General features: G+C 47.4%; 19 protein-coding genes. 11 read left to right on the forward strand and 8 right to left on the reverse strand.

Going from position 1 to position 19,095, the window contains the following annotated elements; all coding sequences use genetic code 11:
• The first annotated feature begins 2 nt into the window (after nucleotides 1-2).
• Nucleotides 3-260, forward strand: a complete 258-nt coding sequence (locus DF182_RS20415) for an acyl carrier protein (RefSeq protein WP_113617659.1) — start codon at nucleotides 3-5, stop codon at nucleotides 258-260.
• Complete coding sequence (locus tag DF182_RS20420) at nucleotides 257-754, forward strand: 4'-phosphopantetheinyl transferase family protein (protein WP_113617660.1); 498 nt, start codon at nucleotides 257-259, stop codon at nucleotides 752-754. The genes DF182_RS20415 and DF182_RS20420 overlap by 4 nt, the downstream gene beginning before the upstream one ends.
• Nucleotides 755-781: 27 nt before the next feature.
• On the opposite strand, the gene DF182_RS20425 is transcribed toward DF182_RS20420, so the two are convergent.
• From DF182_RS20425 to DF182_RS20435, 3 genes are read right to left on the reverse strand one after another with little or no spacing between them, the layout of a single operon-like run.
• A complete protein-coding gene (locus DF182_RS20425) occupies nucleotides 782-1,078 on the reverse strand; it encodes a helix-turn-helix domain-containing protein (RefSeq protein ID WP_113617661.1) in 297 nt (98 codons plus the stop codon).
• 4 nt (nucleotides 1,079-1,082) lie between these two features.
• On the reverse strand, nucleotides 1,083-1,298 hold the full coding sequence (locus tag DF182_RS20430) for a hypothetical protein (RefSeq protein ID WP_113617662.1): 216 nt from the start codon (nucleotides 1,296-1,298) through the stop codon (nucleotides 1,083-1,085).
• A gap of 32 nt (nucleotides 1,299-1,330) precedes the next feature.
• Complete coding sequence (locus DF182_RS20435; RefSeq protein ID WP_113617663.1) at nucleotides 1,331-1,774, reverse strand: hypothetical protein; 444 nt, start codon at nucleotides 1,772-1,774, stop codon at nucleotides 1,331-1,333.
• Between the two features lie 303 nt (nucleotides 1,775-2,077).
• Here DF182_RS20435 and DF182_RS20440 point away from each other — a divergent pair, with 303 nt between their 5' ends.
• The 3 genes from DF182_RS20440 to DF182_RS20450 are packed head-to-tail and all read left to right on the forward strand — an operon-like array spanning nucleotide 2,078 to nucleotide 5,111.
• Nucleotides 2,078-2,785, forward strand: coding sequence for a PIG-L deacetylase family protein (locus DF182_RS20440; protein WP_211327170.1), 708 nt, complete (start codon nucleotides 2,078-2,080; stop codon nucleotides 2,783-2,785).
• A complete protein-coding gene (locus tag DF182_RS20445) occupies nucleotides 2,782-3,924 on the forward strand; it encodes a glycosyltransferase family 4 protein (RefSeq protein WP_113617664.1) in 1,143 nt (380 codons plus the stop codon). Before DF182_RS20440 ends, DF182_RS20445 begins: the two co-directional genes overlap by 4 nt.
• Nucleotides 3,921-5,111, forward strand: coding sequence for a glycoside hydrolase 100 family protein (locus tag DF182_RS20450; protein WP_113617665.1), 1,191 nt, complete (start codon nucleotides 3,921-3,923; stop codon nucleotides 5,109-5,111). Before DF182_RS20445 ends, DF182_RS20450 begins: the two co-directional genes overlap by 4 nt.
• A gap of 4 nt (nucleotides 5,112-5,115) precedes the next feature.
• On the opposite strand, the gene DF182_RS20455 is transcribed toward DF182_RS20450, so the two are convergent.
• From DF182_RS20455 to DF182_RS20465, 3 genes are read right to left on the reverse strand one after another with little or no spacing between them, the layout of a single operon-like run.
• Complete coding sequence (locus DF182_RS20455; protein WP_113617666.1) at nucleotides 5,116-6,384, reverse strand: serine aminopeptidase domain-containing protein; 1,269 nt, start codon at nucleotides 6,382-6,384, stop codon at nucleotides 5,116-5,118.
• 11 nt (nucleotides 6,385-6,395) lie between these two features.
• On the reverse strand, nucleotides 6,396-6,944 hold the full coding sequence (locus tag DF182_RS20460; protein WP_113617667.1) for a YIP1 family protein: 549 nt from the start codon (nucleotides 6,942-6,944) through the stop codon (nucleotides 6,396-6,398).
• Nucleotides 6,941-7,240, reverse strand: coding sequence for a DUF2089 family protein (locus DF182_RS20465; protein WP_113617668.1), 300 nt, complete (start codon nucleotides 7,238-7,240; stop codon nucleotides 6,941-6,943). Before DF182_RS20465 ends, DF182_RS20460 begins: the two co-directional genes overlap by 4 nt.
• Nucleotides 7,241-7,371: 131 nt before the next feature.
• Here DF182_RS20465 and DF182_RS20470 point away from each other — a divergent pair, with 131 nt between their 5' ends.
• The 6 genes from DF182_RS20470 (at nucleotide 7,372) to DF182_RS20495 (ending at nucleotide 16,856) form a co-directional block, all read left to right on the forward strand.
• Complete coding sequence (locus DF182_RS20470) at nucleotides 7,372-8,385, forward strand: cyclic nucleotide-binding domain-containing protein (RefSeq protein WP_211327171.1); 1,014 nt, start codon at nucleotides 7,372-7,374, stop codon at nucleotides 8,383-8,385.
• Nucleotides 8,386-8,482: 97 nt separating this feature from the next.
• Complete coding sequence (locus tag DF182_RS20475; RefSeq protein ID WP_113617670.1) at nucleotides 8,483-11,704, forward strand: S41 family peptidase; 3,222 nt, start codon at nucleotides 8,483-8,485, stop codon at nucleotides 11,702-11,704.
• Between the two features lie 118 nt (nucleotides 11,705-11,822).
• Nucleotides 11,823-15,047, forward strand: a complete 3,225-nt coding sequence (locus DF182_RS20480) for a S41 family peptidase (protein ID WP_113617671.1) — start codon at nucleotides 11,823-11,825, stop codon at nucleotides 15,045-15,047.
• 62 nt (nucleotides 15,048-15,109) lie between these two features.
• A complete protein-coding gene (locus tag DF182_RS20485; protein WP_113617672.1) occupies nucleotides 15,110-15,679 on the forward strand; it encodes a Crp/Fnr family transcriptional regulator in 570 nt (189 codons plus the stop codon).
• Between the two features lie 59 nt (nucleotides 15,680-15,738).
• Nucleotides 15,739-16,431: a class I SAM-dependent methyltransferase gene (locus tag DF182_RS20490; RefSeq protein ID WP_113617673.1), complete on the forward strand. Its 693-nt coding sequence runs from the start codon at nucleotides 15,739-15,741 to the stop codon at nucleotides 16,429-16,431.
• A gap of 2 nt (nucleotides 16,432-16,433) precedes the next feature.
• Nucleotides 16,434-16,856, forward strand: coding sequence for an LIC_13387 family protein (locus DF182_RS20495; protein ID WP_113617674.1), 423 nt, complete (start codon nucleotides 16,434-16,436; stop codon nucleotides 16,854-16,856).
• A gap of 41 nt (nucleotides 16,857-16,897) precedes the next feature.
• Here DF182_RS20495 and DF182_RS20500 read toward each other — a convergent pair whose 3' ends face one another.
• Both DF182_RS20500 and aspA read right to left on the reverse strand, forming a co-directional pair.
• The gene (locus DF182_RS20500) at nucleotides 16,898-17,422 is read right to left on the reverse strand and encodes a hypothetical protein (protein ID WP_147243493.1); all 525 of its coding nucleotides are present in this window, start codon (nucleotides 17,420-17,422) and stop codon (nucleotides 16,898-16,900) included.
• Between the two features lie 152 nt (nucleotides 17,423-17,574).
• Nucleotides 17,575-18,984, reverse strand: coding sequence for an aspartate ammonia-lyase (gene aspA, locus DF182_RS20505; protein WP_113617676.1), 1,410 nt, complete (start codon nucleotides 18,982-18,984; stop codon nucleotides 17,575-17,577).
• Nucleotides 18,985-19,095 lie beyond the last annotated feature (111 nt).

A 19,095-nucleotide genomic window follows, 5' to 3' on the forward strand; every position in this document is an offset into this window, starting at 1 on the left:
TCATGGATAAAACAGCTTTGATGGCCACTATCAAGGAAGTGGTGCAGCCTTACACCAAAAATCCTGAGGCGCTGGCAACCCTCAATGAAGACACGGACTTTATCCGTGATCTGAAAATAAATTCCGCTAACCTGGTGGATGTGGTGCTGGACGTGGAAGAAAAATTCAACATCGTAATTGATAACGATTCCATGGAGAAAATGATCAATGTAAGATCCGCTATGGAAGTGGTGGAAAACAAATTGGCCGCTACCTCATGATTGGCAATGATGTGGTAGATCTGGAGTTGGCGGCTGCAGAAAACAACTGGCGGCGGGCAGGTTATCTGGAGAAGATATGTACGCCGGCAGAGCGGCAGCTGATACAGGATGCTGTTGATCCGGACCGTATGGTGTGGCTGTTGTGGAGCGCCAAGGAGGCTGCCTATAAGATGGTACACCGAACCACCAGAGAACGTATCTATGCGCCACATCGTTATGCTGTACAGCTTTCCGGCATGGATACAGGAACCATTTGTTATGAAAACATGGTTTTTCATTTTCGTACAACCGTTGACGGTAGTAAGTTACATACCATCGCTGTGCCTGCTCAGTATTTATGGTATCAGCTTTCCTGTGGTGTTGAAGCAGGTGAACTACTGCAGAAAGATGAACAGGGATTACCGTTTGTCAGGGAAGAAAGTAGTGGAAAACGACGGCCTGCGTCGGTCAGTCACCACGGAAAATATTACGAGGTGGTAAGCCTGAAGATATGAAGAGGAGCAGCGAGGGCTGCTCCTTTTTTATTTATGGAAAATGAGTGTCCATACATTTTCTTCAAAATCCGGGAATAGCTCTTTAAACAGTTTTCTTTTGCCGGGAGGAACGTCTTTCTCTACTTCGATGGCCGCCATGGTAATGATGGCTGTTCTTGTTTTGAATTTTTCAGCGATCCTGTTGAGGGTGGCATCTGTGGGTTTTGTTTTCCCGCTTTCAATGAGAGAAAGACTTGTCTGGCTGATGCCAATGTCATCAGCGAATTCCTGCTGACTCTGATTGCTGTGTTTGCGTAATGTTCTGATTGCTTTCCCGAAGTTCATGGTGTTATTCTTTGGAGAGGCCTAACCTTTCCAGAATGTCCCACATGAAACTTAGCCATAGATCGAATTCTTCTTCGGATTGGGATTCTTCAATGCCTTTGCCCAACACTACAAATGCCATATGCATTTGTTTTTCGAAGGGAGTTTTAGTTTTCTTGGCAGCTAATATCGCCGTAGGATGTTCCAGAATTTTTAAAAAGGCTGATTTTAAATTTATCATACTGATTGGTTTTAGATAGTTATGAATACATTTTAAACTTTTGTTCTTTCAGTTAAAAAATATTCCTGGTAACTATCCTTACCATCATCAGGATATATCTTCAATATACGAAATATAGCGCATAATTGTAATGTTATTTTGTTTTTTATGGGAAGTTTGATGTGGAGATTGACAGCAGAAATATATTGTGCGGCCTTTATAGTTTTTATGCGGAGGATATCGTTGGTATTTTTTTTCAGTGTTTTACGATGTCGGGAAATGATACCTCCACGTGACGGTTGAAGCGCAGGTGTTTTTTCCAGATGCTGTGTGGATACAGTGTGATAGTCGTTTTTTTCAGTTTCCTTCTGCCGTTCATAGATAAGTAAAACCAGCCCACCGTAGGAAACAGACGCGCTACAATTCTCCATAGCACAGGTACGCTCCTGTACTTCCTGAAAATGTACGTTTGTACAAACGGGTGAGTGTTGGGTCATTGCCCGGGTTAGGGCTTCCCAACCTTTTTTGGTTGAGTTTGTGTATCTCATAGTACACTGTCGATATTAAGGTATTACCTGGGTTCTAAAGGTTGAAATGTGTTGTAAAATTAGTATGAATCCCGGGAATGGATGAGGTAGTAGTATTAACCATTGGTTAATGAAATGTTATGTTGGTTATTTTAATAATAATAGTATTCGGATGATTTTTATTTCCTCCGGGAGTCTCTTCCGTATTGGTTTATAGCGGAGGTTGTTATATTGTTTTGTGGTTGGAATTCTTAATTATTTGTAAATGGGTCGATGTTTCTTTCAGGTACGTTTCTTGATGCCCACCTCAACGGTGCTGAAGCACCGGAAGATACCATGCAATATCCCCATAAAAAAAATGTAGCCATTATTGTGGCACATCCGGATGATGAAACCCTTTGGGCTGGCGGAACGATCATAAGCCATCCCGAATGGCGTTGTTTTGTAGCGTGTATCTGCAGAGCCGGAGATGAAGACAGGGCACCCCGTTTCGCTGCTGCACTCAAAGCATTGGGAGCAGCAGGCAGTATGGCAGATATGGACGATGGCCCTGAACAAACCCCGTTACCGATTCCGGCTGTGGAGGAACAGGTACTGCAACTGTTGCCACATACCCAGTTTGACCTGATCATTACCCATAATATAGCAGGAGAGTATACACGACATCGCCGGCATGAAGAAGTAAGCGAGGCTGTTTTCAGATTGTGGAAAGCTGATCTTCTTACAAGTCCTGAGTTATGGTTGTTTGCCTATGATGACGGCGGTCATACTCATTTTCCGGTAGCAGATCCCACAGCTGGTATTTACCTGTCTCTTCCGGCGCCTGTATTTCAACATAAAAAAGAACTGATCACCGGTATATATGGATTTAGTCAGGATAGTTGGGAAGCACAGATTACACCACCCGCGGAAGCATTCTGGACGTTCAGCACGGTGGCGGGAGCCGAGCAATGGCTGAACAGTAACCGTATTACACCATGAGAGTATTAGTATTATTTGATTATCCGGCAGGCCCCGGCGGCCTTGCCACACAAGGAGACCTGCTCTTCAAAGGGTTGCAGGAGCTGGGCGTAGATGTACACGCCGTACATTATGAATCCAATCAGGAAAAGGAATGGTATTACCGCTGGTTTAAGCCAGACGTGGTAACCGGTGTAGGGTATTGGGGATATGTTCCACACCTGGTATTACATGCGCAGCAATTTGGGGTTACGGCGGTGCCCTGGCTGGTAGCCGACGGTTACATCGCCAATTATCAGGAGGTGCTGAACACACTGCCACTGATCCTCGTTACCTCCAACTGGGTAAAAGAGATGTACGTGCGCGATGGTATCAGCGGACGTAATATCGAAGTGTTACCGGTGGGCTGTGATACAGACAGGTTCCGTCCTTTTGCGGCTGATGATCCCAAAGTGGCCGCTGTGCGCAATGCGCTGGGCATACATCCGGATGAACTGATGATCCTGACGGTAGGCGGTGATGCTGCTTCCAAAGGAGCTCAGGAAGTGATGCATGCACTGGCACGGCTCAACGGAAGAATGCCCCAATGGAAATATGTTTGCAAGGTATGGCCGCAGGAACGGACTGATAGTCAGAACCAGGCTGACTTCCAGCTGGCACACCAGCTGGGCATATCCGATCATGTGATCTATACCAAGTACAAGATATCCCGCAATTTTATGCCTTACCTGCTCAGCGCCTGTGATATCTATGCGGCGCCGTCCCGTCTGGAAGGCTTTGGAATGACACAGGTAGAAGCCAATGCCTGTGGAAAACCGGTGGTAAGCCTCCGGGCCATGGGTATGCTGGATACAATGGTACATGGAGAAACAGCCCTGCTGGCCAGTATCGCGGATGAAATTGTGTTGAAAGAAGTGGTGGTGGGCGCTGAATCCGGCTTTGATGGCCGTCGCACTGTGGTGTTTGATACACCCCGTACGGTAGACTATCGTGCCAGCTCGGAAGATATCGCCGCTCATCTGGGCGAACTGATGGTCAATGAAGACCTGCGCCTGCAGCTGGGCGCGGCAGGTCGCTCCAGAGTGATGCAACATTTCGACTACCGTGTAGTGGCTAAACGTTTTTTGAAGATTGTAGAAGAAAAACTGGGAATTATATGAAAGCCTATACCATCAGCGGGGAAGTTGAACAGGCTATGCAAGCGGCTATAGCAGTCCTGCAACACAACCGCCGCGGTCCTTACAACGGATTGCCCCGTACCGCCGGATGGGGATATCCGGAGCCCTATACCCGTGACCTCGTGTTTACCTTTTTCGGTATCGCCGTTTCCGGTGATGAACAGCTGATCGGCAGCATGCGCAAAGTACTGGAAACACTGGCCAGCAATCAGACCATTCATGGCCATATTCCTTCACTGGTACATGATGGGGAGAACCTCGGCGCCAGTGACACTACGCCCTTGTTTTTAGTAGGCATCAGTATTTATCGGCAGCTGACAGGAGAAAAGGATTTTTTGCAGGAGGCGGTGGTGAAATCACTGAGCTGGCTGGCTCATCAAAGTCCTTCCGACCGGCTGCTGGTGGCTCAGTTGCCTACTACCGACTGGCGTGATGAACAGTGGGTGCTGGGTTACGGTTTGTATGTTAATACCCTGGTTTATGCCTGCCTGCGCATGTTTGATGAACATGAAAGAGCCGACGATTTTTTGCAGGAAATGAGACATTTTACGATTACCAGCAATGTCATGAATCGTCATGTACATGAAGGTCTCACTGTAAAAAACAAACCCTATTACGCTTTCTGGTCTTTCAAAGTATACAGCAGTGAGCGGTTTGATCTGTTGGGCAATAGTCTGGCTATTCTTACCGGCATTGCCTCGCCATCGAGGGCTGAAAGAATGATAGCCTGGATTGAAGAGGAGTGTCGTGTGATGCGTGAAAAAGGAGAGCTGGCGGCTGATTTGCCTCCCAACTTTTTCCCGTTTGTCCAACCCGGTGATCCTGACTGGCGCTCACGGGATGAGCAGTTTAACAAACCTGGTGACTATCATAACGGAGGTATATGGCCATTCATTTGCGGTGTTTACGTTGCTGCGCTGGTAGCTGCCGGTAAATACCAGTTGGCCGAAAAAAAGCTGCTGGCACTGACTGCATTGGTGAAAGCTGTCAACGCACAGCAGCTGGATTATGGCTTCAATGAGTGGCTGCACGCACAGGATGCGCTTCCCAAAGGACAGAACTGGCAGTCCTGGTCTGCTGCGTTGTACATCTATGCCGTAAAATGTGTGGCGGAAAGGAGAACACCTTTTTTTGAAGAGATGCGTAAAAAAAGTTCCCGGGAAAAATAGCGGATTATTGCTGTCTGTAAACAATCACACCTTTTACAAATTCTTCTATATCCTTTACCAGTTGAAGGTTTAATGGTTGTGTAGGGTCTCTGTAACTGGGGCCATTTATGCTTTTATCACCGGTAGGATTTTTCAGCACATGGTTCATTCCATTTATCTCCTTCAGTATGGCGGGGGCTCCGGCCTGTTGTAACATACGGGCGTCGTTGAGGCTTACCTGTATATCTTCTGTTCCCTGAATGATGAGCTTCGGTATTTTCAGTTTGGGGATTTCTTCAGTGGGGGTGTATTTCATCCAGGAGATAAAATAAGGTTGAATGCCCGGATGGAATATTGTTTGCAGGGCTGGTTCTGTATTATGAATGGTTTGTCCTTGCCGGAGGCTGTCGAATAATAATTTAGCCTTTTGCGCTAATGGCGGAGACTGTACGGCCAACTGCCTTTCGATAATGAGATCAATCCGTTCTCCGGGCCCGGCGATGGAGATATACCGGTCTGCATGTTCTCGCTGAGCGGCCAGCATTCCTATCAGGGAGCCTTCGCTATGGCCCGCAACAACGATCGTGGAAAAACGCTGATCTTCCTTCAGCATTTTTAGTAAGCCGGATGCGTCATCCACCATCATGTCAAATGTAACTTCCGATTGTAGCTGGCTGGTCACACTGGCGCCTACACCGCGTTTGTCGTATCGCAGGCAGGCGATACCATCGGCCTGCAGGGCTTCTGCCAGCATTTTGAAAGCGTTGGTATTGAGGCCTAATTTACTGTTGCAATTACGGTCGGTAGGGCCGGAGCCTGCTATAAGCAGTACTACAGGCACCTTGTTGTTGTTAACGGGCATCGTGAGTGTGCCCACAATGTCGGCTCCCGCGGCATGTAAAACAAAATTGTCAGGGTCTTTCTCCGCTACCGCTTTCTCCTGGTAAGGCATAAAACGGAAACCTTCCAGCAGGTTGTCCTTATTGAGTGCGAGGATCATGGTCAGGGCGCCTTTGGAGAAGGTTGCTTTCCAGGTCTGATAAGTAGCGTCACCTCCGGAAGGCGTGAGCTGCTGTAGCTCTCCCAGCTGGCTATGCAGCTGACTGAGCATCGCACGCGTCTGATCTGCTGGCAATGCGGCTTTTATCGCAGGGCCAAACATGGCATATAAACTATCAGCCTGTTGCTGATTATAATACCGCTGCACCTTTGCGGCGGCAATGGGATAGTTGACCTGCGCCATCATGTACAATGAAAATGACAGCAACAGGGTCAGTAAACAGCTCTTTTTCATATCGGTATTTTTTAATGTAGAAGTGGAAGTGAAAGCGGGGGCAATATTTTGGACACTATCTCTGCCACCAGCAGCGCCGAAATAAAGATAATAACAGCCTTATTCCCTTTCAGGTTGGTGGAGATGCTGAAGGCTTGATACAGCAGGACCAGCATCCATCCTACGAATGGCGCTGCTATCAGTCCTATGGCCATTGCCTGTGGAGTGATGTCGGCGGGTGTTCTTACCACCGGCATGGCGAAGTTGACCAATGCAAGGATCAGCAGTGGAGCCCTTGCCAGGGCCAATGTGCCAGCCAGGTCTATGAGGCGGAATGATGACTTTGAAAAGATCTTTGCTGCCACATAACAGATGATAACCGTACAAAGCCATGCTATCAATGGTTCCAGCAGATAGTGATAATAAGGGGCGGGCCAGGTTGCATGTGCATCGATGGCGCCGTCAAAATGGGTACCGGAAAAATATGCTGCCACAGCGGTGATCAGCATGATAATCCATCCTGCCAGCAAGGCTTTGCCGCCGGCGATGTAGGTAAACGGTCGGAATAACCAGGTAGTCATCGGGAGGTTTTTATGTTTTTTTCAATCGTTTCTATGTTGCTGATAATATCATCGAGCCTATTGCGTACGGTGGGATAACTCAGCCCCAGCTGCTGTGCCATCACTTTCAGACTGCCGCTGCTCTTTACAAAATCGATCACAAACTGCAGGTCTTCTGCCGGCAATCGGGCCAGCAGGGGCAGCTCAAAGCTGCCGGAAACACTGGTGTCGCAGGCTTCACAAGCCAGAGATGTCACTTTCAGTGGAGAAGCACAGCTGGGACATGCCAGCGGAAGAGATTTTTTTATTATTTTCATTGTTCAATAAAGTTAATTCAATTTTCAATAAAATTAAATTTATGTTTAATAAAATTAAAGCAACAAAAACATTTAGTAACAATAATTGAGTCTCTTCTGTTAAATATTATATGTATAACATCCTGCTGATTATGACCAGAAAAGTAGCGGCAACGGCTACACGCGATATGCTCGCATTACATGGCTATGAAGTGATGATGGCATATGACGGAAAAACCGGTATTGAAACCGCCAGAATATACCTGCCAGACCTGATTCTTTGTGAAGAAGCCATGGCCGGCACCGACGGCCTGGCGGTGATGGAAATATTAAGGCAGGACCCCCGCTTTCAGCTGACCCCCTTTATTTTACTGGCAGACAAATACCGGCAGCACACATTTCGTACCGCTATGAACCAGGGCGCAGACGACTATCTGATAAAACCATATACCAGCCATGATCTTGTGGAAACGGTCCGCAACCGGATCAGGAAAAAAGAGGCCTATGCAGCGTTGCAGCCAGAAGCGGAGCGCGATTTTAAAACTATTGTGTCCCGTTTTCTGGAAGATCGTAACACCATCCGTGCCGCTGCACATGAAGAGATATATCACGAAGGAGGCATGCCGCGCTACCTGTATTATCTCCTTTCGGGAAAAGTGAAAACCGTCAAAACCCATGAAGACGGAAAAGATCTGGTGATAGGGCTGTATAATAAAGGTGATTTTTTCGGATATATTGCCCTGCTGGAGGAAGAGACCTACAAGGCTACCGCTATTGTGATGGAAGATGCAGAGATAGCCCTGATCCCCAAAGCAGATGCGGAAGAACTGTTCGACCGGAGTCCGATGATGATGCAGCGTTTTGTGCGGCTGCTGGCCCGTAATGTGACGGAAAAGGAAGAACGCCTGTTGGGCATCGCCTATAATACCCTGCGTAAAAAAGTGGCCAGCGCCCTGATACATCTGCGCAACAAATACCAGGTAGACCGCTCCACTCATTATACCATTGCCATCTCCCGTGATGAGCTGGCTGCATTGGCAGGCACAGCCACCGAATCCCTCATACGCACGCTGAGTGAATTCAGAAATGAAAACCTGATTACTGTGAAAAGCGGCAGTATTACATTGCAAAACCCCGGCCGACTGGAGGAGATAGCCTACCACTAGTCATCACCCGAATGTGCCATTTATCACTAATAGGGTTTGACAACGTCGGCTTTTTTATATTTTGGCATACTTACCACAACAAATCTGCTTTAGGCTTATGAAGAAATTTTTATTCAGCTGTGCAGCATGGCTGATGACCACTGCCTCCTATGCTCAGGAAAGTGCGCTATGGCTGCGTTATCCGGCTATTTCTCCGGATGGAAAGACCATCGCCTTTGGTTATAAAGGAGATATTTACCGTGTAGATGCCAATGGTGGCGTGGCGGTACCACTCACTATCCATGAAGCGCAGGACATGATGCCCGTGTGGAGCCATGATGGTAAATATATCGCTTTTGCCAGCGACCGCTATGGTAACTTCGATGTGTTTGTGATGCCTGCAGAAGGCGGCACACCTGTAAGGCTTACCAGCAACAGCGCTGCAGACTTTCCCTATGACTTCACACCAGACGATAAACAGGTACTGTTTGGCAGCGGACGCAATGCGCCTGCTTCCAGCATCCGCTTCAGCTCTCCCCGTTTGTTCAATAACCTGTACACGGTACCGGTCACCGGCGGACGCGCTGTACTGGTGAGTGCTGCCGGCGCCGAATCTGCACACTACAACAGTAAAGGTGACCAGATCATCTTCCAGGACCGCAAAGGCTACGAAGATCCCTGGCGTAAACATCACGTTTCTGCCGTTACCCGCGACATCTGGGTATATGACCTGGGTAAAAATACCTATCAGCAGGTGTCCGGCTATGAAGGCGAAGACCGTGAACCACTCTATGGTAATGATAACTCCATCTATTACCTGAGTGAAAAAGGCGGTATCACACAAAACCTCTTTAAAGCCTCTCTGACAGACAAAGGAAAGATGGAGCAGCTGACCCGGTTTGATAAACATCCGGTACGTCATCTTTCCCGTGCCACCAACAATACTTTCTGTTTTAGCTATAACGGAGAAGTATATACGTTGAAAGAAGGCGATAAACCACAGAAAATAAACATCCGCATCTTCAACGATGGCCGCGACGCTATACAGAAGCCGCTGGCGGTAAATGGCAACATCACTGAGTTTGCCATGAGCCCCGACGGAAAACAAATGGCTTTTGTGGCCAGAGGCGAAATATTTGTGTCCAGCGTGGAAGGTAATATGACCAAACGCATCACCAACACTCCTCAGCAGGAACGTATGGTGGGATGGTCTCCCGATGGCAAAAAACTGGTTTATGCTGCTGAACGCAACGGTAACTGGGACATCTATCAGTCTACCATCGTTCGCAAGGAAGAACCTTATTTCTTTGCAGCCACCATACTGAAAGAAGAACCCCTGATAGCTACCGCTGCTGAAGAGTTCCAGCCTGTGTTCTCTCCTGATGGCAAAGAAATCGCTTATGTGGAAGACCGTAACATCCTGAAAGTGTTTAACATCGCTTCCGGTAAAAGCAGAATGCTGTTGCCCAAAGGCCACAACCATTCCTACTCCGACGGCGACTGGCACTTCTCCTGGAGCCCCGACAGCAAATGGGTGGTAACCGGCGATGAGAAAGGTTATTTCTTCTCTGAGAATGCAGCTATTATCCCTGCTGATGGAAAAGGTGAAATCCTTTATCCTGTCAATAGCGGCTTCGGCGAAAACAATGTTAAATGGAGCGCTGATGGTAAAATGCTCACCTGGGAAAGCTCCCGCGAAGGCCGTAAGTCACTGGCTAACCAGGGCAGCCGTGAGACAGATATCTATGCTGTATTCTTCGACCAGGAAGCATTTGACAAATTCAAACTGTCAAAAGATGAATTTAATCTCCTGAAAGAACAGGAAGACAATAATAAAAAAGGCGCGAAGGATTCTACTAAAAAAGATACTACCGCTAAAAAAGATTTCCGTCCTGATTTCAGCAACCTGGACAACAGGCAACAGCGCCTGACCATCAACAGTGCTTCTATCGCTGACTATGTGCTCAGCAAAGATGCCAGCAAGCTGTATTACATGGCTGCCTTCGAAAAAGGTTACGACCTGTGGGTAACAGAACCTCGCACCGGCGAAACCAAAATACTCGCCAAACTGAGTGGCACCCCCGGTGATATTGAGCTGAGCAAAGATGGCAACAGCCTGTTTGTAAGCAACAAAGGCAGCGTTGTAAAAGTAGACGCCAGCTCCGGCAAAATTACACCTATCAGCATCAGCTCTGAAATGGTGCTCAATGCGGCCGCTGAACGTGCTTATATTCTTGATCACGCATGGAAACAGGTGAAAGAAAAATTCTACGATCCTACCATCCGCAACATGGACTGGAAAATGTATCGTGACAACTATGCCCGTTTCCTCCCGCATATCAGCAATAACTACGACTTTCAGGAACTGCTGAGCGAAATGCTGGGTGAACTGAATGGTTCACATACCGGTGGTCGCTATTCACCTTCACGCCCCGAAGGCGATAACACCGCTTCTCTGGGTCTGCTGTTTGATGAACGTTTCACCAAAGATGGTCTGAAAGTAGATGAAGTGATTGCAGGCGGACCTTTTGATAAAGCTGGCAGCAAAATGAAACAGGGCGCCATTATCAATAAAATTGATGGAGAACCGGTTACTGTTAAAATAGACTGGGCTGAACTGCTCAACCGCAAAGTTGGCCGTAATGTGTTGATCAGCTTTACAGACGCAGAAGGCAAAAGCTGGGAAGAAACCATGAAACCCATCTCCAGAGGAGAAGAAGGTGACCTGATGTACAAACGCTGGGTAAGCAGCATGCGCAAAATGGTAGATAAACTCAGTGGTGGTAAAGTTGGATATGTGCACGTACAGGGAATGAATGATGGCAGCTTCCGTACCGTATATGATGAAATACTGGGTAAAAACAGGGAGAAACAGGCGCTCATCGTAGACACCCGCTTCAACGGTGGTGGATGGCTGCACGACGATCTGTACAACCTTCTTAGCGGTAATAGATATCTGCAGTTTGCTCCGCAAGGCAACCTGTTGAAAGGTGGTGAGCCAACGACCAAATGGGCAGCCCCCAGCTGTGTGCTGATCAGTGAAGGTAACTACAGTGATGCCTTCATCTTCCCGTATGTATACAAACAAGGTAAACTGGGCAAACTGATTGGTATGCCTGTTCCTGGTACTGGTACTGCAGTATGGTGGGAAACACAGATCGATCCGACCCTGGTATTTGGTATTCCGATGGTAGCTACCATTGGTAAAGAAGGCCGTCCTACTGAGAATCTCCAGGTGGAGCCGGACGTCCGTGTACCATTACGTTATGAAGATTTCCTCGTAGGTAAGGACGATCAGCTGGAAGCGGCTGTGAAGGAAATGCTGAAAGAAATCAAATAAAGAATCAGGAAAATAGTTTTATTGCACGCAAAGGAACAGAGAGGAAGAACTCTGTTCCTTTGCGTTTTTTATAGGTGTATATTTGTGGACCGAAAAGACCAGATCTAAATTTTTGCTTATGAAAATGTTGCTTATGTCCTGTACTGCATGGCTGCTATCTGTTACTGCCTATGCACAGGAAAATGCGTTATGGATGCGGTATCCGGCCATATCGCCCGATGGTAAAACGATAGCCTTCGGATATAAAGGTGATATCTACCGGGTAGATGCCAATGGTGGGGTCGCTGTACCACTAACTGTTCACGAAGCACAGGATATGATGCCGGTATGGAGCCGTGATGGTAAGTCCATCGCTTTTGCGAGCGACCGTTATGGAAACTTCGATGTATTTGTAATGCCTGCACAGGGCGGAACACCGGTGAGACTCACCAGTAACAGCGCTCAGGACTATCCGTATGACTTCACGCCGGACAATAAAAAAGTACTGTTTGGCAGCGGGCGTACAGGACCGGCCTCCAGTGTGCGTTACCACGATGCCCGTCTGTTTTACAACCTGTACACGGTGCCGGTAAGCGGTGGCCGTGCGGTATTGCTCAGCGCAGCAGGCGCTGAATTTGCCCGCTACAACAGTAAAGGAGATCAGTTAGTATTCCAGGATAGGAAAGGACTTGAAGATGCCATGCGTAAACACCATGTGTCTGCTGTTACCCGCGACATCTGGACTTACGATATCGCCGCTAAAAGTTACCGGCAGCTGTCTACCTACGGCGGAGAAGATCTCAACCCTGTATTCGGCAATGGTAATGAAGTATACTTCCTCAGTGAACAAAATGGTACTTCCATCAATGTATACAAAACGTCGCTGACGGAGAAAGGGCAGGCACAACAGCTCACACGTTTTGACAAACACCCGGTGCGACACCTGTCAAAGGCTGCTGATAACACACTTTGTTTTACCTATAACGGAGAAGTATATACGCTGAAAGAAGGTGCAGAACCCCAAAAAGTCAAAATTACCGTTCTCAATAACGACAGAACCAATACCGTGAAAAATATGCCGGTAAATGGCAATATCACGGAGTTTGCCATGAGTCCCAATGGTAAGGAAATCGCCTTTGTGGCCAGAGGTGAAGTGTTTGTGTCCAGTACAGATGGTAACATGACCAAACGCATCACGAGCACACCGCAACAGGAACGGATGGTACGCTGGTCTCCCGATGGTAAACACCTGGTATACGCTGCAGAACGCAATGGAAGCTGGGATATTTATCAGTGTTCCCTGGCCCGCAAGGAAGAACCTTACTTTTTTGCTGCTACCGTGCTGAAAGAAGAAGCCCTGATTGCTACAGCTGCAGAGGAGTTTCAGCCACTGTATTCTCCGGATGGCAAAGAAGTCGCCTACCTCGAAGACCGGAATATTCTGAAAGTATTTAACCTTGCCTCCGGCCAGAGCAGGACCGTATTACCCAAGGGACATAATCATTCTTCCCTGGACGGTGACATCAATTTTAACTGGAGCCCCGATAGCAAATGGCTGGTGGCGGAAGATCAGCAGGGACATTTTTTTCCCACCAATGCTGCATTGATACCAGCAGATGGCAAAGGTGCTATTGTATATCCTGTCAACAGCGGTTTTGGTGAAACCAACCCCAAATGGGGCATGGGTGGCAAAGTGATGACCTGGTGCAGTATCCGCGAAGGACGCCGTTCCTGGGCCGCACAAGGCAGCAAGGAAGCAGATATCTTCGCCGTGTTCCTCGATCAGCAGACTTATGACGAATACAAACTTTCCCGCGATGAGTTTGCCCTGCTGCGTGAAACCAATAAACAGGCAGAAAAAGATGCCGATAAATCCAAAACGAAGGATACTGCTGCCTCAAAAGATTTCCATCCCGATTTTAAAAACCTCCGCAACAGGCGGCTGCGCCTCACCGTCAACAGTGCCTCTGTAGGCGATTATGTATTAAGTGAGGACGGTAGCAAGCTGTATTACATGGCTGCCTTTGAAAGTGGTTATGATCTGTGGATGACAGAGCCACGCACCGGCGAAACCAGAATACTGGCCAAACTGGGCGGTTCTCCAGGTAGTATGGCCCTCAGTAAAGATGGTAACACCCTGTTTGTAAGCAACAGAGGTGGAGTGGTAAAAGTAGATGCTGCCTCCGGAAAAGTTTCTCCCATCTCCATCAACAGTGAAATGCAGCTGGACCCTGCCGGTGAAAGGGCTTATATTTTAGACCATGCCTGGAAACAGGTGATCGGTAAATTTTATGACCCTACCATCCGCAACATGGACTGGAAGATGTACCACGACAACTATGCCCGCTTCCTGCCGCATATCAGCAACAACTACGACTTTCAGGAGCTACTCAGCGAAATGCTGGGAGAACTGAATGCTTCCCATACCGGTGGCCGTTATCGCCCTCAGCGTCCTGACGGGGATAACACTGCTTCGCTTGGGTTATTGTTTGACGAAACATGGCAACAGAACGGACTGAAGATTGATGAAGTGTTGGCTGGTGGCCCCTTCGACCGTGCTTTCAGCAAAGTGAAGAAAGGGAATATCATCGAAAAAGTAAATGGCGAAATCATTACCGATCAATTTGACTGGGCCATTTTGCTGAATCGCAAAGCCGCTCAGCCGGTGTTGGTAAGCATCTTCAACCCCGATACCAAAGCACGCTGGGATGAAGTGGTGAAGCCCATCCGCGCAGATGAAGAGAACCGCCTGATGTACAAACGCTGGGTGGACAGAATGCGCAGTATGGTGGATAAACTCAGTGATGGCAAAATAGGATATGTGCATGTGAAAGATATGAATGATGAAGATTATCGTAACGTGTTCGAAGAATTGATGGGTAGCTGCCGTGACAAGGAAGCGCTGATCGTAGATATCCGTTTTAATGGCGGCGGCTGGTTGCATGAAGACCTGCGTAACTTACTCAGCGGCAAACAGTACCTGGAGTTTGCTCCGCAGGGAGAAAAGGTGAAAGGCGGAGAAACGGTACAGCTGTGGTCTCGTCCACATTGTGTTCTGATCAATGAAGCAGACTACAGTGATGCCCATATCTTCCCCCTGATATATAAACAGGAAAAAATGGGTAAACTGATTGGGATGCCTGTGCCGGGCACTGGTACGGCTGTATGGTGGGAGCAGCAAATCGATCCGACCATTATATTCGGTATTCCGATGATCGCCAATATAGACAGGCAGGGTCGCATTGCAGAAAATATGCAGGTAGAGCCGGATATAAAGGTACCTTTGCGTTATGAAGATTTCCTGTCTGGTAAGGATGACCAGCTGGAAGCGGCTGTAAAAGAGATGTTGAAAACGATTCAATAAAAAATAAAACCCTGGAAACAGCTGGCAGTTGCCGCCTGTTTCCAGGGTAACTACGGTGTGTTATGGAGCTTATGCATCAATACCTGCGGAAGCAGGTAGATATCTCAGATGAAGACTGGCGCGTTTTTTCTTCGCGCTTCGAGCAGAAAATTTATCCCGCAAAAACATTTTATCTGAAAGCCGGCGAAACGGAAAACTATCTATCGTTTGTAGACCGTGGATTGTTGCGCTTTTATTTAGAAGACACGGAATGTAATGAAACCACTATTGGTTTTTCAATCCAAGGTTGGTTTATGTGTGTCTTCAGTTCCTTTTATACCCGAAGGCCATCCTTTTATTATGGTGAAACGCTGGCTGAAACAGTTCTCTGGCGTATTCATTATGATGATCTGCAGGAAATGTACAGCCGTTTAAGCATCGTGGAAAGAATAGGCCGGCTGGCCACAGAACAGATGCTGCTATGGAAATCTGAAAGGGAACTTTCCTTCCTCACCAAGTCTGCCGAAGAACGTTATCTCGACCTCTTTAATAAAGTCCCTCACTTACTACAGCAGGTTCCCCTCAAATATCTGGCTTCTTATATTGGTGTTACTCCCCAGGCGCTGAGCCGGATCAGGAAGCGCATTTCTTAACCCAGGTTCATTTATCGGAAGGAGTTTGTCCGCTAATTTTGCAGAGAACCGTACGCAAAATGAGCTATTCACACAAATTCAAAGCCATCGATCAGGGTATTTATTCATCTCTCGAAAATACCCGCGGAGCAGCATATGATAATAAGGCGAAGTACTATGAACGTCTTGTTGGTACTGAATCATTCAACCGGATTATCTGGGATTGCAGCCGGGATGATTTATGGCAGTTTGCCGCCAATGCGATTCTGCATTCACAGGGGCGTGTACTGGACATCGGTTGTGGCGGCCTTGCACAAACGGGCACCTTATATGCCGCTACCGCTAACGAATGTACGCTTTTCGACCGGTCTGCGGAGATGCTGAAAATAGCCAGATCCAGGCTGGTGAAACAAAGCGGTTATCTGCCTGCCAATATCAGCTTATTACAGGGTGATGCCTTTCATCTGCCTTTTGAAAACAATACTTTTGATATTGTGTGCAGCTTCGGCACCATTCATCTTTTCGATAACAAACAGGACTTTGTGAATGAAACGTTGAGGGCATTAAAACCTGGCGGAAGATTCTTCTTTTATACCATGACCGGCGAGAAGCTGATCAGCCGGTACTTCATGTCTGCGCTTCGTGTAATCAATGAATTCGGAGAGGTGTATTCCAGACAGCAAACCCTGTCGCTGTTTGACAGTGCAGTATTGCAGACGAGCAGCTATATGAAAGGCAGCGTATTGTTTATTTCCGGACAGAAAATATTATAATCATGATAGCCAGATATCTCTGGGAAGCCGGTTCGGCTATTATCGGGCTGATGGGACTTTCCCACTTCCGCGCAACGCTTTTTACCAATAAGCTGTTCCCCCGTAATGCAGCACTGATAGAGGAGATGAAAAAATCTTCTGTGGTGCTGACAGAAGAACTGACCATGTGGAAAGCCTGGATGGGATTCAATGCCACCCATAGCAGTGGTGCTATGTTTATCGGGATAACAAATTTTTATCTCGCCCAGACGAGTTTCGCGTTTTTACAGTCCAGTCAGTTTTTGCTGATATGTACACTGCTGGCCATGGGGTTTTATGTATGGGTGGCGGCAAAGTATTGGATGAAAATAGTGATGGGGATGCTGTCGGTGGCAACGGCCTGTTTTATCGTTGCCTATATTTTAATGATGATGAACAAAGGATGATAAATAATGAGCGCAACAGATATTACTGTTGCGCTCATCATTTATTGTTTCTTTATATAGGTTTTGTGACCGTTTTTGTTGATATAATATTGTCCGCCTTTAGGGCCCTGATAGATGGTCCTGCCTTTATCATCGGTGCCTACTGCCTTATCACCGCTTTGTACAGTGGGTTGAGCAGGAGTGGCAACTGGTGTTTTAACCTTAGAGACAGCCGGAGCGGGCGTTGGAGTGGGAGCTGGTGAAACTGGTGCAGCAGCTGGTGTTGTGGCTGTTTTAGTCTTGCTCTTTGGCGTATGGGCTGTGGCAGGGGCAGCAGCAGGAGCAGCTGATGGAGGAGCCGTGGTAGCCGCTGGTTCAGCAGCCTTGGCTTTTGATTTTTTCTCAGTGGCTGCGGGTTTTTTCTCTTTCATGGAAGTAGTATCGGCGGCAGATTTCTTTTTCTTTTTTTCTGCTTTGGGAGCTTTTTCAGTAGGTTGTTGTGCAGGATGTCCGGGCGCTTGTGCAAATCCTAATGTACTTCCGAATGAAAAAGCGCATACCAATAATAGCAGGATGATCCTTTTCATGGTAGAGTAGTTTTGGTGTACATTTAATTTAAGCATTTTCTGCGAAAACACCTAAAAACAGGATCGCGTTTCTTGTTATGGTTGTATCTGTTTGTGAGAAAAAATAAGGGCTAACCAGATCTGATTAGCCCTGTTATGTTCCCTTGTTTGTATTAATTGATGTATTGCGGATGAATCATGTTTTCGAATGAATATATTTCATTCCATTGTTCTTCTGTGATATATCCTTTTTCTGTTACCACGATCTGATGAATGGATTTGCCGGTGCTGAGTGCTTCTCTGGCGATGGTTGCACAGGTTTCATAACCCAGCAGTGGGTTGAGTGCTGTTACGATGCCGATGCTGTTCATGACCATTGCTTTGGAAGCTGCTTCATTGGCGGTGATACCGTCTACACATTTGAGGCGTAAGGTATCGAAGGCTCTCTGCAGATAAGTGATCATGGAGAAAAGACTGTAAGCGATCACAGGTTCCATTACGTTGAGTTGCAGTTGTCCGGCTTCTGCGGCCATGGTGATGGTAAGGTCGTTACCGATTACATAATAGGCGGTCTGGTTCACTACTTCCGGGATTACCGGATTTACTTTGCCGGGCATGATAGAAGAACCGGGCTGCAGCTGAGGCAGATTGATTTCGTTTAGTCCTACCCGTGGTCCGGAAGAAAGCAGGCGTAAGTCATTACATATCTTGGATATTTTTATGGCGGTACGTTTGAGCATGCCGGAGAGCAGCACGTATGCGCCGGTATCGGAAGTAGCTTCGATGAGGTCGGATGCGAGTACGATTGGCATGCCGGTGATCTGACCGAGATACTGAGTAACGAGTTCAGGGTAACCGGCAGGTGCGTTGATCGCGGTACCGATGGCGGTAGCGCCCATGTTGACTTCCGTCAGCAGCGCCTGCACTTCGCGGAGGCGTTGTACATCTTCCTTCAGTGTTGTAGAAAAAGCGTGAAACTCATCACCCAGGCTCATGGGTACTGCGTCCTGCAGCTGTGTACGGCCCATCTTCAACACACCGGCAAATTCTTTTCCTTTACGGGCAAAAGACTGCTGGAGTTTATCCAGGGCTATGAGCAGATCATTTACTTTAAGATATAGCGCGATGCGGAAAGCGGTAGGATAAGCATCATTGGTGCTTTGTGAACAATTGACGTGATTGTTGGGGTGCAGGTAAGTATAGGCTCCTTTTTCATGGCCCATGTATTCCAGCCCTATATTAGCGATGACTTCATTGGCGTTCATATTCACAGAAGTACCGGCGCCACCTTGTATCATATCTGTAGGGAACTGGTCGGTGAACTCACCGGCTATCAGCCGGTCGCTGGCTTTCATAATGGCAGCGGCGATATCAGGTTGTAATACGCCCAGTTCCATGTTAGCCATGGCAGCCGCTTTTTTCACATATCCCAGCGCTTTGATAAAAACGGGCTCCTGTGAAACAGGGGTACCGGTGATATAAAAGTTCTCTATGGCCCGCAGTGTCTGAATACCATAGTATACGCTGTTATCTATTTCTCTTTCTCCGAGGAAATCATGTTCTGTTCTGCATACTGGTTTCATATATAAAGCATTTTAATTGTTGTTGTATCAATATCGACAACACAAAAGTAGAAAGCCTGTAGAGGGCCATAAATGATACGTGTCAGACAGCGGATGATTTACGTCAGTTGG

The organism is Chitinophaga flava, from assembly GCF_003308995.1.
In the GTDB taxonomy this organism is placed as follows: domain Bacteria; phylum Bacteroidota; class Bacteroidia; order Chitinophagales; family Chitinophagaceae; genus Chitinophaga; species Chitinophaga flava.

Coding starts and splice junctions, on each gene's coding strand:
- DF182_RS20470 (WP_211327171.1), top strand. CDS start 7,372: ATGACCAGAAAAGTAGCGGCAACGGCTACACGCGATATGCTCGCATTA.
- DF182_RS20500 (WP_147243493.1), bottom strand. CDS start 17,422: ATGAAAAGGATCATCCTGCTATTATTGGTATGCGCTTTTTCATTCGGA.
- DF182_RS20460 (WP_113617667.1), bottom strand. CDS start 6,944: ATGACTACCTGGTTATTCCGACCGTTTACCTACATCGCCGGCGGCAAA.
- DF182_RS20430 (WP_113617662.1), bottom strand. CDS start 1,298: ATGATAAATTTAAAATCAGCCTTTTTAAAAATTCTGGAACATCCTACG.
- DF182_RS20485 (WP_113617672.1), top strand. CDS start 15,110: ATGGAGCTTATGCATCAATACCTGCGGAAGCAGGTAGATATCTCAGAT.
- DF182_RS20425 (WP_113617661.1), bottom strand. CDS start 1,078: ATGAACTTCGGGAAAGCAATCAGAACATTACGCAAACACAGCAATCAG.
- DF182_RS20445 (WP_113617664.1), top strand. CDS start 2,782: ATGAGAGTATTAGTATTATTTGATTATCCGGCAGGCCCCGGCGGCCTT.
- DF182_RS20435 (WP_113617663.1), bottom strand. CDS start 1,774: ATGACCCAACACTCACCCGTTTGTACAAACGTACATTTTCAGGAAGTA.
- DF182_RS20415 (WP_113617659.1), top strand. CDS start 3: ATGGATAAAACAGCTTTGATGGCCACTATCAAGGAAGTGGTGCAGCCT.
- DF182_RS20475 (WP_113617670.1), top strand. CDS start 8,483: ATGAAGAAATTTTTATTCAGCTGTGCAGCATGGCTGATGACCACTGCC.
- DF182_RS20440 (WP_211327170.1), top strand. CDS start 2,078: ATGTTTCTTTCAGGTACGTTTCTTGATGCCCACCTCAACGGTGCTGAA.
- DF182_RS20480 (WP_113617671.1), top strand. CDS start 11,823: ATGAAAATGTTGCTTATGTCCTGTACTGCATGGCTGCTATCTGTTACT.
- DF182_RS20420 (WP_113617660.1), top strand. CDS start 257: ATGATTGGCAATGATGTGGTAGATCTGGAGTTGGCGGCTGCAGAAAAC.
- DF182_RS20455 (WP_113617666.1), bottom strand. CDS start 6,384: ATGAAAAAGAGCTGTTTACTGACCCTGTTGCTGTCATTTTCATTGTAC.
- DF182_RS20450 (WP_113617665.1), top strand. CDS start 3,921: ATGAAAGCCTATACCATCAGCGGGGAAGTTGAACAGGCTATGCAAGCG.
- DF182_RS20490 (WP_113617673.1), top strand. CDS start 15,739: ATGAGCTATTCACACAAATTCAAAGCCATCGATCAGGGTATTTATTCA.
- aspA (WP_113617676.1), bottom strand. CDS start 18,984: ATGAAACCAGTATGCAGAACAGAACATGATTTCCTCGGAGAAAGAGAA.
- DF182_RS20465 (WP_113617668.1), bottom strand. CDS start 7,240: ATGAAAATAATAAAAAAATCTCTTCCGCTGGCATGTCCCAGCTGTGCT.
- DF182_RS20495 (WP_113617674.1), top strand. CDS start 16,434: ATGATAGCCAGATATCTCTGGGAAGCCGGTTCGGCTATTATCGGGCTG.